14 protein-coding genes are annotated in these 14,640 nt (G+C 71.9%); 7 read left to right on the top strand and 7 right to left on the bottom strand.

Annotation, left to right across the window (positions count from 1 at the left end):
- Position 1 precedes the first annotated feature (1 nt).
- From SSQG_RS33325 to SSQG_RS33310, 4 genes are read right to left on the bottom strand one after another with little or no spacing between them, the layout of a single operon-like run.
- Positions 2 to 781 carry a CDP-alcohol phosphatidyltransferase family protein gene (locus SSQG_RS33325; RefSeq protein ID WP_078506969.1) on the bottom strand — a complete coding sequence of 260 codons (780 nt, stop codon included), beginning with the start codon at positions 779 to 781 and terminating at the stop codon, positions 2 to 4.
- A complete protein-coding gene (locus SSQG_RS33320; protein WP_003994377.1) occupies positions 759 to 1,820 on the bottom strand; it encodes an iron-containing alcohol dehydrogenase family protein in 1,062 nt (353 codons plus the stop codon). Before SSQG_RS33320 ends, SSQG_RS33325 begins: the two co-directional genes overlap by 23 nt.
- Positions 1,808 to 2,560, bottom strand: a complete 753-nt coding sequence (locus SSQG_RS33315; RefSeq protein ID WP_003994376.1) for a sugar phosphate nucleotidyltransferase — start codon at positions 2,558 to 2,560, stop codon at positions 1,808 to 1,810. The genes SSQG_RS33320 and SSQG_RS33315 overlap by 13 nt, the downstream gene beginning before the upstream one ends.
- A complete protein-coding gene (locus SSQG_RS33310) occupies positions 2,557 to 4,362 on the bottom strand; it encodes a DUF5941 domain-containing protein (RefSeq protein ID WP_003994375.1) in 1,806 nt (601 codons plus the stop codon). Before SSQG_RS33310 ends, SSQG_RS33315 begins: the two co-directional genes overlap by 4 nt.
- A 411-nt stretch (positions 4,363 to 4,773) precedes the next feature.
- Here SSQG_RS33310 and galE point away from each other — a divergent pair, with 411 nt between their 5' ends.
- The 3 genes from galE to idi all read left to right on the top strand — a co-directional run bounded on the left by galE (position 4,774) and on the right by idi (position 7,715).
- Positions 4,774 to 5,745 (top strand): UDP-glucose 4-epimerase GalE, encoded by a 972-nt coding sequence (gene galE, locus SSQG_RS33305; protein ID WP_003994373.1) that lies wholly within the window; start codon positions 4,774 to 4,776, stop codon positions 5,743 to 5,745.
- A 147-nt stretch (positions 5,746 to 5,892) separates the two neighbouring features.
- Entirely contained in the window at positions 5,893 to 6,831 is a 939-nt protein-coding gene (locus SSQG_RS33300) for a cation diffusion facilitator family transporter (protein WP_003994372.1), read from the top strand.
- Positions 6,832 to 7,121: 290 nt separating this feature from the next.
- Positions 7,122 to 7,715, top strand: a complete 594-nt coding sequence (gene idi, locus SSQG_RS33295; protein WP_003994371.1) for an isopentenyl-diphosphate Delta-isomerase — start codon at positions 7,122 to 7,124, stop codon at positions 7,713 to 7,715.
- Between the two features lie 69 nt (positions 7,716 to 7,784).
- On the opposite strand, the gene SSQG_RS33290 is transcribed toward idi, so the two are convergent.
- A complete protein-coding gene (locus SSQG_RS33290) occupies positions 7,785 to 8,291 on the bottom strand; it encodes an ATP-binding protein (protein WP_052310491.1) in 507 nt (168 codons plus the stop codon).
- Positions 8,292 to 8,509: 218 nt separating this feature from the next.
- Between SSQG_RS33290 and SSQG_RS33285 the strand changes: the two genes are divergently transcribed.
- Complete coding sequence (locus SSQG_RS33285) at positions 8,510 to 9,259, top strand: enoyl-CoA hydratase/isomerase family protein (protein WP_003994369.1); 750 nt, start codon at positions 8,510 to 8,512, stop codon at positions 9,257 to 9,259.
- Here SSQG_RS33285 and SSQG_RS33280 read toward each other — a convergent pair.
- Both SSQG_RS33280 and SSQG_RS33275 read right to left on the bottom strand, forming a co-directional pair.
- A complete protein-coding gene (locus tag SSQG_RS33280) occupies positions 9,252 to 9,887 on the bottom strand; it encodes a DJ-1/PfpI family protein (RefSeq protein ID WP_003994368.1) in 636 nt (211 codons plus the stop codon). The two genes, SSQG_RS33285 and SSQG_RS33280, sit on opposite strands and share 8 nt — an antisense overlap.
- Before the next feature lie 42 nt (positions 9,888 to 9,929).
- Positions 9,930 to 10,889 carry a GlxA family transcriptional regulator gene (locus SSQG_RS33275; RefSeq protein WP_039934170.1) on the bottom strand — a complete coding sequence of 320 codons (960 nt, stop codon included), beginning with the start codon at positions 10,887 to 10,889 and terminating at the stop codon, positions 9,930 to 9,932.
- 114 nt (positions 10,890 to 11,003) lie between these two features.
- Here SSQG_RS33275 and SSQG_RS33270 point away from each other — a divergent pair, with 114 nt between their 5' ends.
- The 3 genes from SSQG_RS33270 (at position 11,004) to SSQG_RS33265 (ending at position 14,614) form a co-directional block, all read left to right on the top strand.
- Entirely contained in the window at positions 11,004 to 11,873 is an 870-nt protein-coding gene (locus tag SSQG_RS33270) for an SCO6745 family protein (RefSeq protein ID WP_039934168.1), read from the top strand.
- A gap of 125 nt (positions 11,874 to 11,998) precedes the next feature.
- Complete coding sequence (locus SSQG_RS43570; RefSeq protein ID WP_276327110.1) at positions 11,999 to 12,130, top strand: LPFR motif small protein; 132 nt, start codon at positions 11,999 to 12,001, stop codon at positions 12,128 to 12,130.
- Between the two features lie 99 nt (positions 12,131 to 12,229).
- Positions 12,230 to 14,614, top strand: coding sequence for a Tex family protein (locus SSQG_RS33265; RefSeq protein ID WP_003994364.1), 2,385 nt, complete (start codon positions 12,230 to 12,232; stop codon positions 14,612 to 14,614).
- Positions 14,615 to 14,640: the final 26 nt, after the last annotated feature.

The following is a 14,640-nucleotide window of genomic DNA, read 5'->3' as shown; positions in this document are numbered from 1 at the left end:
CTCACTTCAGCCTGCTGGAGGCCAGGATGGACACGAGGTGCAGCAGGGTCTGCACCAGGGCGATCCCGGCCATCACCGCCACGCCGAGCCGGGAGAAGAACAGGTCGCCGCGGACCTGGTCGGCGATCGCCAGCACCAGGATCACCAGGGACGCCTCGATGCCGAGGATCAGCCGGTGGAACTTCAGGGCGGCGGCGGCCTTGCGGGCCAGCGCCATGCCGGAGGAGCGCATCTCGGCGGCGGCCTCCTGGACCGGCGGCTTCCCGGCCTGGTGCCGGGCGACGCCGACCAGGTCGGTCTCGGCCTTGATCAGGATGGCGCCGAGGGCGGCCAGGGTGCCGAGGAAGGCCCACAGCCAGTCGATACGGCCGCTGCCCCACAGGTCGGCGGCGCGCAGGCCGAAGCCGGTGAGCACCGCGGCGTCGGTGAGGTAGGCGCCGACGCGGTCCAGGTAGACGCCGCCCAGGGAGTACTGCTTCTTCCAGCGCGCGATCTCGCCGTCGACGCAGTCCAGCAGCAGATACATCTGGACGCACACCACGCCCAGCACGGCGCCCGCGATCCCCGGCACGACAAGCGCCGGGGCCGCGAGCACACCGAAGACGGTCATCAGGTACGTGAGCTGGTTGGGCGTGACCCTGGTGTTCACCAGGTAGCGGTCGACCCGCAGGGACACCTCGCGCATGTAGAGGCGTCCCATCCAGTGCTCACCGCTGCGCCGGTCCTTCACCCCTGCGGGGTGAACGACGGGGCGTAGTTCAGCTACCGATGGCCTTGACATAGTCGGTGTAGGTGTCCTTGATCTGTTCGGTGTTCAGGTCGAGGTGTTCGAGGATGGTGTAGCGGCCGGGCCGGGTCTGCGGGGCGTACTCGACGGCCTCGACGAACTCGTCCGTCGTGAAGCCGATCTCGTCCGGCAGCACGGGCAGGCCGTGACGGCGCAGCACCTCGGCCATGTAGGCCGACTCCTCATGGGCTCCGCGCAGGTACATCGCGAAGGCGGCACCGAGGCCGCACTGCTCGCCGTGGGCTGCCGCGCGCTTCGGGTGGAGCAGGTCGAAGGCGTGGTTGATCTCGTGGCACGCCCCGGAGGACGGGCGGGAGTCGCCCGACACGGACATGGCGATACCGGTGAGGACCAGTGCCTCGGCGAGCACCTGGAGGAAGCCGTCGTCGCCGACGCCGCCCGGGTGCCTCAGCACCGCCTCGCCGGCCTGCCGGGCCATGGCGGCGGCCAGACCGTCGACCTTCTCGCCGTTGACGCGGTTGGCCAGCTCCCAGTCCGCGACGGCGGAGATGTTGGAGATGGCGTCGCCGATGCCGGAGCGGACGAAGCGGACGGGGGCCTCACGGATCACGTTGAGGTCGATGACGACCGCGATCGGGTTGGGCACTCCGTAGGAGCCGCGGCCCGCGTCGTTGTCGAGGGTCGCGACCGGCGAGCACAGCCCGTCGTGCGCGAGGTTGGTGGCGACGGCGACCAGCGGGAGGCCGACCCGGGCCGCCGCGAACTTGGCGCAGTCGATGATCTTCCCGCCGCCCAGCCCGACGACGGCGTCGAAGTGACCGGCCTTTATGTCGCTCGCCAGCCGCACGGCGTCGTCGATGGTGCCGCCGCCGACCTCGTACCAGGTGGCGCCGGGCAGCGTCGGCGCGATCCGCTCGCGCAGCCTGGCGCCGGAGCCGCCGCTGACCGCGATGGCGAGCTTGCCGGACTGCGAGATCCGCTCGTCGGCGAGCACACAGGCCAGGTCGTCGAGGGCGCCGGGGCGGATGTCGACGACGACCGGTGAGGGAATCAGCCGGGTCAGTACTGGCATGCGATCTCCCGTCCACGGGCGAGATCGTCGTGGTTGTCGATCTCCACCCACTTGACGTCGCCGATCGGCGCCACGTCGATACGGAAGCCGCGGTTGACCAGTTCCTGGTAGCCGTGCTCGTAGAACTGCTGCGGGTCGGTCTCCCACACGGTCTTCAGCGCGTCGGCCAGCTCGGGTGCGGCGTCGCCCTCGATCAGGGTGACGCCGATGTACTCGCCGGTGGCCTCGGCGGGGTCCATGAGCTTGGTGATCCTCGTCATGCCCTTGTCGGGGTCGACGACGACCTTCATCTCCTCGTCGGCCAGGTCCTTGACCGTGTCCAGGGCGAGGATGATCCGCTTGCCCTCGCCGCGGGCGGCGAGCAGCGTCTTCTCGACGGAGACCGGGTGCACGGTGTCGCCGTTGGCGAGGATCACACCGTCCTTGAGGGCGTCACGCCCGCACCACAGGGAGTAGGCGTTGTTCCACTCCTCGGCCTTGTCGTTGTCGATGAGGGTGAGCTTGAGGCCGTACTTCTTCTCCAGCGCTTCCTTGCGCGCGTACACGGCCTCCTTGCGGTAGCCGACGATGATCCCGGCCTCGGTGAGGCCGACCTCGGCGAAGTTGGCGAGAGTGAGGTCGAGAACCGTGGGTTCGCCCTCTATGCCCGCGGGGCCCACCGGCACCAGAGCCTTGGGAAGGCTGTCGGTGTAGGGGCGCAGACGCCGTCCGGCGCCGGCCGCCAGCACGAGGCCGATCATGCGGGTTCTCCTTCATCGTGTACGGCGGGCGCCCCTGCGGACACCCAGAAGCGGATGCTCTCGACGAGCACCACCAGGGCCACGGCCACGGCGAGCACCGTGAGCGAGACCACGAACTGCGAAGCGGTGAGCAGTGCGGCGAGGACGGTGACGAGCAGCGTCCGTCCTTCGTGCCCCCCGATGGAACGCACCAGCCAGGCCGGGGGCGCTCCGGCGTTGCCGCGGATGCGGTACACCGTGTCGTAGTGATGGTAGGCGACCGCGGCCACCAGCCCGAAAGCCGCAGGAAGGGCTCCGTTCACGTCCGCCTTGACGGCGAGAACGAGGACCGTGCCGTACTCGGCGGCACGGAAGAGCGGGGGGACGAGCCAGTCGAGGGCGCCCTTGAGGGGCAGCGCGACGGCGGCGGCCGAGGTGAGCGCGTACAGGGCCGCCGCGGCGACGGGCAGCACGCTGCCGTACGGCTCGAGCGCCGCCGCGAGGATCAGCAGCGCCGCGCCGGGCACGGCGACGAGGACGCGGGCGCCGGACGGCGGCTTGGCCGGCAGCTTGCGCAGCACCCGCGCGAGCGCGTCGGCGAGCGGGCCGCTGTCCGCGAGGTCGGCCAGCGCCCCGGCGGCCCGGTCGGTGCGCCGTGCCTTGCGGGTCAGGGAGCGCAGCACCCGGCCCGCGGTGGTGTAGGTCGCGGCGAAGGCGCAGCCGATGAGCAGCGCGTAGAAGGTGATGCGGGGGGTGGTGACCGCGGTGAGCACCGCGATCATCGCCCAGCGCTCGCCGATGGGCAGGACGATCATCCGCCGTACCCAGACCGTCCAGCCGACGCTGTCGAGCTTGTCGGAGAGGGCAGCGGTGGGGCTGGTGTTGGCGGTGGCGTCGTGGTTGGCCTCGTTGAAGGAGAAGTCCACGACGTGCCGGCAGGTCTGCAGGATCATGGCGCCGAGGGCGAGGGCCCAGACGTCGTCGCCGCCGCGGGCGGCTCCGAGGGCGAGACCCGCGTAGTAGGCGTACTCCTTGGCCCGGTCGAAGGTGGCGTCGAGCCAGGCACCGAGCGTGGAGTACTGCAGGGAGTAGCGGGCGAGCTGGCCGTCGGTGCAGTCGAGCACGAAGGACGCGATCAGCAGGACACCGGCCGCGACGAAGCCGCCGCGGGTGCCGGTGGCCGCGCAGGCCGCCGCTATGAGGGCGGTGAGCAGCGAGGCGGTGGTGACCTGGTTGGGCGTGAGGCCGCGGCGGGCGCACCAGCGGGCGATGTAGCGGGAGTACGGGCTGATGCAGTAGGTGGTGAAGAAGCCGTCGCGGGACTTCACGGCCGACTTCAGGCGTACGGCCTCGTCGTCGACGTCCGCCACCGCCTGCCGTGCCTCGTTGCGGGCCTGGGGGTCGGCGGGGACGGCGGCGACGAGGCTGCCCAGCTCGGGGCGGTGCACCTCGGTGCCGTCGGCGTCCAGGGCGGTGAGGATGCGGTCGGCGAGGCTGTCGACCAGGGTGGTGCCGCCGCCCGCGGAGTTCTCGCGGGCCATCGCCCGGGTCAGGGCCTGGCGGCCTGCGGGCTGTGCGGTGACGGCGCCCGGGATCGCGGCGAGCGGGAAGCGGGGGTCGGTGAGGCCGAGGCGCAGCGCGTGCACGTGCCCCACGAACCGGGCGTCGACCAGGGCGACCCGCTGGTCACCCGGGACCCCGGCGAGCAGGGTCTCGGCCTCGGCGGCGTCGGACGCGACCCGTACGTCGAAGCCGAGGGACCGCAGTTCGCCCTCGATCGACGAACCGGGGACCGGCTGACCGGTGAGGATGGCGGTCGACAACCGAACTCACTCCCTGGGTACCGACGCGTCCGCGCCGGTGCAGTACATGGTGGGGGCGCCCGCTCCGGTGGCTCCCGGGCGGCATTGTCGGCAGAGGCTATCGGATGCCGGGAAGGCCGTGTTCACCGCCCGTTCGGCGGATTGATCAACGCGGTTCGCGCAAAGCCGCTGCCGCGATCATCATCGTGGATCCGGGGCCCGCCCCACAAACCGCGCCTCCCAGACCGGGCATCGAGGACATTGCGCCGGCTTCGGCGGGGGCAGCTCAGGGGTCCTTTCACTATGGGCGCCCGATCAGGTCGCGTGCTCTGGTGCCGTGCACCGCAAGGCGCCGGAGCGCCTTGCGAGGCGCGGTGCCAGGCCGCGCGACCCGGGCGGGCATGGTGAAAGGACCCCTTAGGGTGGGCGACCATGACTTGGCTGATCACCGGCGGGGCCGGCTACATCGGGGCCCATGTGGCCAGGGCCATGACCGAGGCCGGGGAGCGCGTCGTCGCGCTGGACGACCTCTCGGCCGGGGTGCCCGCGCGCCTCCCGGACCGCGTGCCGCTCGTCGAGGGCTCGTCGCTCGACGGGGACCTGCTGAAGCGGGTGTTCGCCGAGCACGGCGTGACGGGGGTGGTGCACCTCGCGGCACGCAAGCAGGTCGCGGAGTCCGTCGCGGAGCCGACGCGGTACTACCGGGAGAACGTCGGCGGTCTGGCGACCCTGCTGGAAGCCGTCGCCGAGGCCGGGATCGAGCGCTTCGTCTTCTCCTCGTCGGCGGCCGTGTACGGAGACCCGGGTGTGGATCTCATCACGGAGGACACGCCCTGCGCGCCGGTGAACCCGTACGGCGAGACCAAGCTCACCGGGGAGTGGCTGGTGCGGGCGGCGGGCCGGGCACACGGGATCTCCACCGTATGTCTGCGCTATTTCAACGTCGCGGGCGCCGCGGCGCCGGAGCTGGCCGACACGGGTGTCTTCAACATCGTCCCGATGGTCTTCGACCGGCTCACGCGCGACGAGGCGCCGAGGATCTTCGGCGACGACTACCCGACCCCGGACGGCACCTGCGTTCGTGACTACATTCACGTCGCCGACCTGGCGGAGGCACACCTCGCGGCGGCCCGGCGGCTCGCCGAGCGGGGTCGATCCGGCGATCTGACGGTCAACATCGGGCGCGGCGAGGGCGTCTCGGTGCGCGAGCTGATCACGGTCATCGGCGAGGTCACCGGCGACCGGCGCCCCCCGGTCGTCGAGCCCCGCCGCGCCGGGGACGCGCCGCGGGCGGTGGCTTCGGCGGCGCGGGCGGCCGAGGAACTCGGCTGGACCGCGCGGCGCGGGGTGCGCGAGATGGCGGAGTCGGCGTGGCGCGGCTGGCTGCTGCACCACGACGCCTGATCCCCTCGGGATGCTCTGACCTGCGCATCGTTTCCGCAGGTCAGGGCACATGACAACGGTGTTCAGTGCCGCGTTGCACATACCCCCTACCCGTAGTTCACTGGGGTGCCCGAGCACGATCAGGGCGGACACAGGAGGGCGGCCTTCATGGGGGCAGGGCACGATCACGGGCACGCGCACGGCGCTGCGGCCGGCGGTACGGCGACCTCGGCGTACCGCGGCAGGCTGCGGGTCGCGCTGGCGATCACGCTCGGCATCGTGGTCGTGCAGATCGTCGGTGGTGTCCTCGCCGACTCACTCGCGCTCGTCGCCGACTCGGCGCACATGGCGACGGACGCGCTGGGCCTCGGCATGGCACTGCTCGCGATCCACTTCGCGAACCGCCCGCCCAGCGACCGGGCCACCTTCGGCTACGCCCGCGCCGAGATCCTCGCCGCCCTGGCCAACTGTCTGCTGCTGCTCGGCGTCGGCGGCTACGTCGTGTACGAGTCGGTCCAGCGCTTCATCACACCGGCGGACACGGAGGGCGGGCTCGCCATCGTGTTCGGTGTGATCGGCCTCGTCGCGAACATGGTGTCGATGGCGCTGCTGATGCGCGGCCAGAAGGAGAGCCTGAACGTGCGGGGCGCGTTCCTGGAGGTGGCGGCGGACGCCCTGGGTTCGGTCACGGTGATCGTCGCGGCCGGAGTGATCATGCTCACGGGCTGGCAGGCCGCCGACCCGATCGCCTCGCTCGTCATCGCGCTGATGATCGTGCCGCGTACGTTGAAGCTGCTGCGCGAGACCCTCGGCGTCCTGCTGGAGGCGGCGCCCAAGGGGGTCGACATGGCGCAGGTACGGGCTCACATCCTGGCCACCGACGGGGTGGAGGACGTGCACGACCTGCACGCCTGGACGATCACCTCGGGCATGCCGGTGCTGTCGGCACACGTGGTGGTCAGCTCGGACGTGCTGAGTGTGATCGGCCACGAGAAGATGCTCCACGAGCTCCAGGACTGCCTCGGTGGCCACTTCGACGTGGAGCACTGCACCTTCCAGCTGGAGCCGAGCGGTCACGCGGAGCACGAGGCGCGTCTCTGTCACTGACGCCACCACTGGTACTGGAGGTGCTGGTGGGGCGCGTGCCGGGGTGAGTGCGCCGGGGAACGCAGCCCTACGGCGCGCGCCCCCGGCCCCTACTCCCACCGCTTTGGCAGCGACGATTTTCGGCCCACCCCGCCGGGCACGATCACCTCCTGGGTGCCTCTTCCGGCGACCGAGCGGCCCTGTCCGCGCTCCGCGCCGTCGCGCGGGACATGCGGGCGCGCCGCGAAGTGCCGAGAGTGCCGGATTCGTACGGCAGACTTGGGGCGCGAAGACCGATGTGAAGGATGGGTATGCCGATCACACCTGCCACCGCGACGCACAACCCGTCGAACGGCACCGCAGACGCGATTTTGCTGGAACTGGTCGACGAGGACGGCGTGACGATCGGCACCGCGGAGAAGCTCGCCGCCCACCAGCCACCCGGACAACTGCACCGCGCGTTCTCCGTGTTCCTCTTCGACGAGTACGGCCGGCTGCTGCTCCAGCAGCGCGCGCTCGGCAAGTACCACTCCCCCGGCGTGTGGTCGAACTCGTGCTGTGGCCATCCCTACCCGGGCGAGGCGCCCTTCGCGGCGGCGGCGCGGCGGACCTTCGAGGAGCTCGGCGCGTCCCCGTCCCTGCTGGCGGAGGCGGGCACGGTCCGCTACAACCACCCGGACCCGGAGTCCGGGCTGGTGGAACAGGAGTACAACCACCTCTTCGTCGGCATGGTGCAGGCCGTGCTGCGGCCGGACACGGAGGAGGTGGCGTCGACGGCGTTCGTGACGCCGCCCGAGCTGTCGGAGCGGCACGCCAAGGACACCTTCTCGTCCTGGTTCATGACCGTCCTGGACGCGGCCCGGCCGGCGATCAGGGAGCTGACGGGCTCGTCGGCCGGCTGGTGATGCCTCCTCGGCGCGGGGCGGCGCCGGGGCCCAGAGGGGCGGCGCCGGCGTCTAGTGCCGCAGCAGGCACTAGGAGAAGCGCGCGGGCTTGAGCGGCAGGGCGACCCAGATCACCTTGCCGCCGCTCGCGGTGTGGTCGACGTCGCACAGGCCCCCCGCCTCCCGGGCGACCTCGCGCACCAGCAGCAGTCCGCGTCCGCCGGTCCGGCCGTGGTCGGTCTCCAGGGCGGTGGGCCGGTAGGGGTGGTTGTCCTCCACGGACACGCGCAGCCACTCGGCGCCGACGGCCACCTCGACGGCGATCGTCGGGGACAGCACCGCGGCGTGCTTCACGGCGTTCGTCACCAGCTCCGAGACGATCAGCAGCAGCCCCTGGGCCAGGTCGTCCGAGACCGGCACGCCCTGCCGCAGCAGCAGGTCCCGTACGGCGTGCCGGGCCTGCGGGACAGAGGCGTCGACCGCCGGAGCGGAGAACCGCCAGACCCCCTCGTACGGCAGTGGGTGAGCGGGGCCGGGGCCGAGGGGCTCCGCGCCGCCCTGTGGGCGTGGGCCCGGCCCGCGCCCGTCGTCGTCCATCGTCCGGTCGCCACCCTCGCGCTCGATTGTCGCCACACCTCGAGTGTTGGTAACGATGCGCTCCGGACCCCAGGCCTGAACAGAAGTCAGCAACTATCGAGCACTTTTGACCGTTGGCGTATGACACGGTCAGTTGTGGGACTGGTCCTGCCTCTGTTGTGCCGTCTCGGCGAACTATTCGGGTTGTACGGGTTTGGCCTCCGGATAGCATCCGGCGCATGGAGCCGCAGCTGCTGTACAGCGTGACCGACTCGGTCGCGACCGTCGTCATACGTCATCCGGAGAAGCGCAACGCCATGACGGCGGCGATGTGGCGTTCCCTGCCACCGGTGCTCGACACGCTGGCGGGCGATCCGGCCGTGCGGGCGCTGGTGCTCACCGGCGAGGGCGGGACGTTCTGCGCCGGGGCCGACATCTCGACGCTCCGGGGCTCGCCGGACGAGGCGCAGGGGCTGGCCGTGGCGGCCGAGGAGGCGCTCGCCGCGTTCCCGAAGCCGACGCTGGCAGCGGTGCGCGGGCACTGCGTGGGCGGTGGCGCGCAGCTGGCGGCGGCCTGTGATCTGCGGTTCGCCGAGGAGGGGGCGCTGTTCGGTGTGACGCCCGCGAAGCTCGGCATCGTCTACCCGGCGTCCTCGACCAGGCGCCTGGTGTCCCTGGTGGGGCCGGCCACCGCCAAGTACCTTCTGTTCTCGGGCGAGTTGATCGACGCGGGGCGGGCGTCGCGCACCGGTCTGGTCGACGAGGTACTGCCCGAGGGCGAACTCGGCAAGCGGGTCGCCGAGTTCACGCGGACCCTGGTGTCCCGTTCACAGCTGACGCAGGCCGCGGCCAAGGAGTTCGCGGACGGACGTACGGACCGGGACGCGCACTGGGCCGGGCAGGCGCGGGCGAGCGGCGACACCGCCGAGGGCGTCGCCGCGTTCCTGGAGCGCCGGCAGCCGCGGTTCGGCTGGAGCGTGTCTACGTGAGGATGGCCTCGGCGTGTGTCCGGAGCAGCTCGACGAGGTGCGCGGGCGCCTTCCCGGGCGATCCGGCGTCGTAGGGCGGCTGCGGGTCGTACTCGGTGGCGAGCTGGACGATCTGGGCGTGTTCGTCGCCCGCGACCCTGCCGAGCAGGGTCAGCCCCATGTCGATACCGGAGGACACGCCCGCCGCGGTGACGTACTTCCCGTCGGTGACCACCCGCTCCCCCGTGGGTTCAGCTCCAAACCGCTTCAGCTCCTCCAGCGTCAGCCAGTGGGATGTGGCGCGCCGCCCCCTGAGCAGTCCGGCGGCGGCGAGCAGCAGGGAGCCGGTGCACACCGACGTCGTCCAGGTGCTCGTGGCGTCGGCGGTGCGCAGCCAGTCCAGCAGGGGCGCGTGCTCCATCAGCGCCCCCTGGCCGGGGCCGCCGGGGACGACGACGATGCCCGGGTTCGGCACGTCGGCGAGGGTCCGGTCGGCGACGAGCGCGAGATTCCCCGTGTCGTTGCGTACGGGTCCGGCCTCCTCGGCGACGAAGACGGTCTCCGCGCCCGGGATCCGGCCGAGGGTCTCGTACGGTCCTACGGCGTCGAGTGCGGTGAAGCGGTCGTAGAGGACGATCGCGATCTGCATGGGGTCCTTTCCATGGGCCGGAGGGTGGGCCGGACGGTCGGTTCAGGGCGTGGTCGCGGGGCGGAAGCGGCGGCGGTACTCGGCCGGAGGTGTGCCCAGGGTTCTGACGAAGGCCCGGCGCATGGCCTCGGGGGTGCCGTAGCCGCTGGTGCGGGAGATCTCCTCGATGCCGTCCGTGGTGTCCTCCAGCAGGCGGCGGGCGTGTTCGAGCCGGACCCGGTCCACGTAGCGGCCGGGCGTCATGCCGGTCTCCGCCCGGAAGGCGCGGGCGAAGTGGCGGGGTGAGAGGCGGGCGCGGGCGGCCAGGGCCTCGACGGAGAGGTCGGCGTCGGGGCGTTCGGCGACGAACCGCTGGATCTCCTTCAGGGGCTCGCGCTGTGCGGTCTGGGCGGCGAGCTGGGCGCTGAACTGGGCCTGGTTCCCGGGCCTGCGCAGGAACACCACCAGGTGCCGGGCGATGGTGAGGGCGGCCTCCCGGCCCAGGTCCTCCTCGACCAGGGCGAGGGCGAGGTCGATGCCGGCGGTGACACCGGCCGAGGTGGCGATGTGCCCGTCGCGCACGAAGACCGGCTCGGGGTCGATCTCGACGGCCGGGTAGGCGCGGGCGAGCCGGTCGCAGTAGGCCCAGTGGGTGGTGGCGCGACGGCCGTCCAGCAGGCCGGCCGCGGCGAGCACCGCCGCGCCGGTGCACACGGAGACCAGACGAGCCGGGCGCGGTCCGTGCTCGCGGACCCAGTCGACCAGACGCGGGTCGGGGCTCAGGGAGCCCGGCCCGCCGGGGACGAGGAGGATGTGCGGGACGGGCGCGGTGGCCAGGGACTCGTCGGGTACGAGGGTCAGGCCGCTGGTGGTCCGCACGGGAGCGCCGTCGAGGGAGGCCGTGCGGATCCGGTACGACCCCGGGGAGAGCAGCTCCGCCCCGGCGAAGACCTCCACGGGCCCGCTGACGTCGAGACTCTGCACGCCGTCGAAGAGGACGGCGAGTACGGTGCGCTGGGCCATGCCGTCGATTCTTCGCGGGCGTCGAGTACGGCCGCAATGACGAGTTCCCCACCTTTCCTGCCACGCGAGGCACGACCGTAGAGGACATACCAAGCGGTTGGTAACCTGCCGGGCATGACGACTGCCGCCCTTGAGCCGCTCGCCGGCCGACGCTGCCACAACGTGCTCAACTCCCTGCACGCGACGCACTACTTCTCGCCGGACCTCGGGCGGGAGCTGGGTGCCGTCGGAGTCACCCACCCCCACGCCGTGAACTTCGCCGTGCGGTCCGCCGCCCTCGGAGCGGTCGGGGCCGGGGCGGTGGCGGCGGCCTTCTACAACTACAAGTACGAGCTGGTGGCCCGGCACGTGCCGGCGGTGTGGGAGAGCGCCACGCCCGGCCAGGTGCTGGCGGCCCGCGCGCGTGCGGTCGACGCGACGCTGCGCCGTCTGCTGGGCGATGAGGCCGTGGCGTCGGCGGAGATGGCCGAGGCCGCGCGGCTCGCGCTGCGCGCCACCGAGGCCTGCTCGCGTGGGGCGCGGCCGCTCTACGCCGCCCACGCCGACCTGCCCGTTCCCGAGGAACCGCACCTCGCGTACTGGCATGCGGCGACCCTGCTGCGCGAGCACCGGGGTGACGGGCACCTGGCCGTGCTGATGTCCGCGGGACTGGACGGCCTCGAGGCCATGGTGACCCACACGGCGACGGGCAAGGGCATGGCACCGAAGTGGGTGTTCTCCACCCGCGGCTGGCGCCAGGAGGACTGGGACGCGGCGACGGACCGGCTGCGTGAGCGCGGGCTGCTGGAGGGGCCCGGCGAGCTGACCGAGCGGGGCGTCGCCCTGCGCGAGGAGATCGAGCGGGAGACCGACCGCCTCGACCGGGCCCCGTACGAGCACCTCGGCCCGGATGGCGTCGCCCGGCTGACCGAGCTGGGTGGGGCGTTCGTGCACGCGGCGCTCACGGCGGGGGCCTATCCGGCTGATCTCCTGGGCAAGGCGTGAGGGCCGCTCCGCACCGGTCGTGACCGTCCCGGGGACACGTGATCGTCATGACGCATGGTGAGGCGTCGGTGAGGTACCCGTCCTCTCCCGGCCGGTCCGGTCGGGAGAGGTGAAAGGGGAATTACGTGTTCCGTGCTATCGCAGACGTGCTGCGCCAGATCGGCGGCGCCATCGCCACCGTCGTGACCCTGCCCTTCCGTGCCCTGGCCCGGCTGTTCGGCGGGGCGTCCTCCGCCACCCGCAGCCGCAGGGCCTGAGCCCGGTCCCCGACTTGCCGGGGCCGCCCTGATCCCCGAGTCGCGGTGTCACCTGCCACAATTGCCGCGCAACCTCAGTGGAGAAGGCGGTACGGGATCGTGACGACACCCGGGTCCCTCGGAGCAGGGTCCATCGAAAGCAGGATCGCCGAGGAGCTCGGCGTACGGGAGCGGCAGGTCAGGGCCGCCGTGGAACTGCTCGACGGCGGTTCTACGGTGCCCTTCATCGCCCGCTACCGCAAGGAAGCGACCGAGATGCTCGACGATGCGCAGCTGCGCACGGTCGAGGAGCGGCTGCGCTATCTGCGGGAGCTGGAGGAACGCAGGAGCGCCATCCTGGAGTCGGTGCGCGAGCAGGGCAAGCTCACCGAGGAACTGGAGGCACGGATCCGGGGCGCCGAGACGAAGGCGCGTCTGGAGGACATCTACCTCCCGTACAAGCCGAAGCGGCGCACCAAGGCGCAGATCGCGCGTGAGGCCGGTCTCGAGCCGCTGGCGGAGGGGCTGCTCGGCGACCCGGCCGTCGAGCCCCTCGCCGCGGCCGCCGCGTTCGTCGACGCCGACAAGGGCGTGGCCGATCCGCAGGCGGCCCTCGACGGCGCCAGGGCGATCCTCACCGAGCGGTTCTCGGAGGACGCCGACCTGATCGGCGAACTGCGCGAGCGCATGTGGGTGCGGGGACGGCTGGCCGCCAAGGTGCGGGACGGCAAGGAGGAGGCCGGCGCGAAGTTCGCCGACTACTTCGACTTCGCCGAGCCGTTCACCGAGCTGCCCTCGCACCGCATCCTCGCCATGCTGCGCGGCGAGAAGGAGGAGGTCCTCGAACTCGTCCTGGAGCCCGAGGAGCCGGCCGACGGCCCGTCGTCGTACGAGGGGATCGTCGCGCACCGGTTCGGGATCGCCGACCGCGGCCGTCCCGGCGACAAGTGGCTGACGGACACGGTCCGCTGGGCGTGGCGCACCCGCATCCTCGTGCACCTCGGCATCGACCTGCGGCTGCGGCTGCGCACGGCCGCCGAGGACGAGGCGGTGCGGGTCTTCGCCGCGAACCTGCGCGACCTGCTGCTGGCGGCCCCCGCGGGCACGCGTGCCACGCTCGGTCTCGACCCCGGTTTCCGTACGGGTGTGAAGGTCGCCGTGGTGGACGCGACCGGCAAGGTCGTCGCCACGGACGTGATCCATCCGCACGTCCCGGCCAACCGGTGGGACGAGGCCATCGCCAAGCTGGCGCGGCTCGCGAAGGAGCACGCGGTCGAGCTGGTCGCGATCGGCAACGGCACGGCGTCCCGCGAGACCGACAAGCTCGCCGGTGAGCTCATCGCCAAGCACCCGGAACTGAAGCTGACGAAGGTGATGGTCTCCGAGGCCGGCGCGTCCGTATACTCGGCGTCCGCCTTCGCCTCGCAGGAACTGCCCGACATGGACGTGTCGCTGCGCGGTGCCGTGTCCATCGCCCGGCGCCTGCAGGACCCGCTGGCCGAGCTGGTGAAGATCGACCCGAAGTCGATCGGTGTCGGCCAGTACCAGCACGACCTGTCCGAGGTGAAGCTGTCGCGGTCGCTGGACGCGGTGGTGGAGGACTGTGTGAACGGCGTGGGCGTGGACGTCAACACGGCGTCGGCGCCGCTGCTCGCCCGGGTCTCCGGCATCACCTCCGGGCTCGCCGAGAACATCGTGGCCCACCGGGACGCCAACGGCCCGTTCGCGTCCCGGAGTGAGCTGAAGAAGGTGACGCGGCTGGGCCCGAAGGCGTACGAGCAGTGCGCGGGCTTCCTGCGGATCCGCGGCGGTGACGACCCGCTGGACGCCTCCAGCGTGCACCCGGAGGCGTACCCGGTCGTGCGGCGCATGGTGAAGACCGTGGGGCAGGAGGTCGCCGGGCTCATCGGCAACACCTCCGTGCTGCGCTCGCTGAAGCCGCAGGAGTTCGTGGACGACACGTTCGGTCTGCCGACGGTCACCGACATCCTCAAGGAGCTGGAGAAGCCCGGCCGCGACCCGCGTCCGGCGTTCAAGACGGCCGTCTTCAAGGACGGCGTGGAGAAGATCTCCGACCTGTCGGCCGGAATGGTCCTGGAGGGCGTCGTGACGAACGTCGCCGCCTTCGGGGCGTTCGTGGACGTCGGTGTCCACCAGGACGGTCTGGTGCACGTCTCCGCGATGTCGAAGACCTTCGTGAAGGACCCGCGGGACGTGGTGAAGCCCGGGGACATCGTCAAGGTGAAGGTCCTCGACGTCGACATCCCGCGCAAGCGGATCTCGCTGACGCTGCGTCTGGACGACGAGGCGGCCGCACAGGGCGCGCAGGGGCAGGGCGGCGGTTCCGGTGAGCGCCGGCAGCGCGGGGGGCGGCCGCCGCAGCAGCGGCAGGGGGGCCGTGGCGGTGGTGGCGGTTCGCGCCAGACGGCGGCGCCGGCCAACAGTGCGATGGCGGATGCTCTGCGTCGGGCGGGGCTGGTTGACCCGAAGAACGGTCGTCGCTGACGGCTTCGTCGGGGTGGTCGAGTCGT

It is taken from the genome of Streptomyces viridochromogenes DSM 40736, from assembly GCF_000158955.1.
Taxonomy (GTDB): domain Bacteria; phylum Actinomycetota; class Actinomycetes; order Streptomycetales; family Streptomycetaceae; genus Streptomyces; species Streptomyces venetus.
Note: the sequence above shows the minus strand (reverse complement) of the source record. Positions and strands in the feature narration are given on the sequence as shown.

Bases quoted from the DNA above. Each gene is read 5' to 3' on its own strand.
- SSQG_RS33290 (WP_052310491.1), bottom strand. From the start codon at position 8,291: ATGGACGACGACGGGCGCGGGCCGGGCCCACGCCCACAGGGCGGCGCG.
- SSQG_RS33320 (WP_003994377.1), bottom strand. From the start codon at position 1,820: ATGCCAGTACTGACCCGGCTGATTCCCTCACCGGTCGTCGTCGACATC.
- SSQG_RS33300 (WP_003994372.1), top strand. From the start codon at position 5,893: ATGGGGGCAGGGCACGATCACGGGCACGCGCACGGCGCTGCGGCCGGC.
- SSQG_RS33325 (WP_078506969.1), bottom strand. From the start codon at position 781: ATGTCAAGGCCATCGGTAGCTGAACTACGCCCCGTCGTTCACCCCGCA.
- idi (WP_003994371.1), top strand. From the start codon at position 7,122: ATGCCGATCACACCTGCCACCGCGACGCACAACCCGTCGAACGGCACC.
- SSQG_RS33275 (WP_039934170.1), bottom strand. From the start codon at position 10,889: ATGGCCCAGCGCACCGTACTCGCCGTCCTCTTCGACGGCGTGCAGAGT.
- SSQG_RS33280 (WP_003994368.1), bottom strand. From the start codon at position 9,887: ATGCAGATCGCGATCGTCCTCTACGACCGCTTCACCGCACTCGACGCC.
- SSQG_RS33285 (WP_003994369.1), top strand. From the start codon at position 8,510: ATGGAGCCGCAGCTGCTGTACAGCGTGACCGACTCGGTCGCGACCGTC.
- SSQG_RS33270 (WP_039934168.1), top strand. From the start codon at position 11,004: ATGACGACTGCCGCCCTTGAGCCGCTCGCCGGCCGACGCTGCCACAAC.
- SSQG_RS33315 (WP_003994376.1), bottom strand. From the start codon at position 2,560: ATGATCGGCCTCGTGCTGGCGGCCGGCGCCGGACGGCGTCTGCGCCCC.
- galE (WP_003994373.1), top strand. From the start codon at position 4,774: ATGACTTGGCTGATCACCGGCGGGGCCGGCTACATCGGGGCCCATGTG.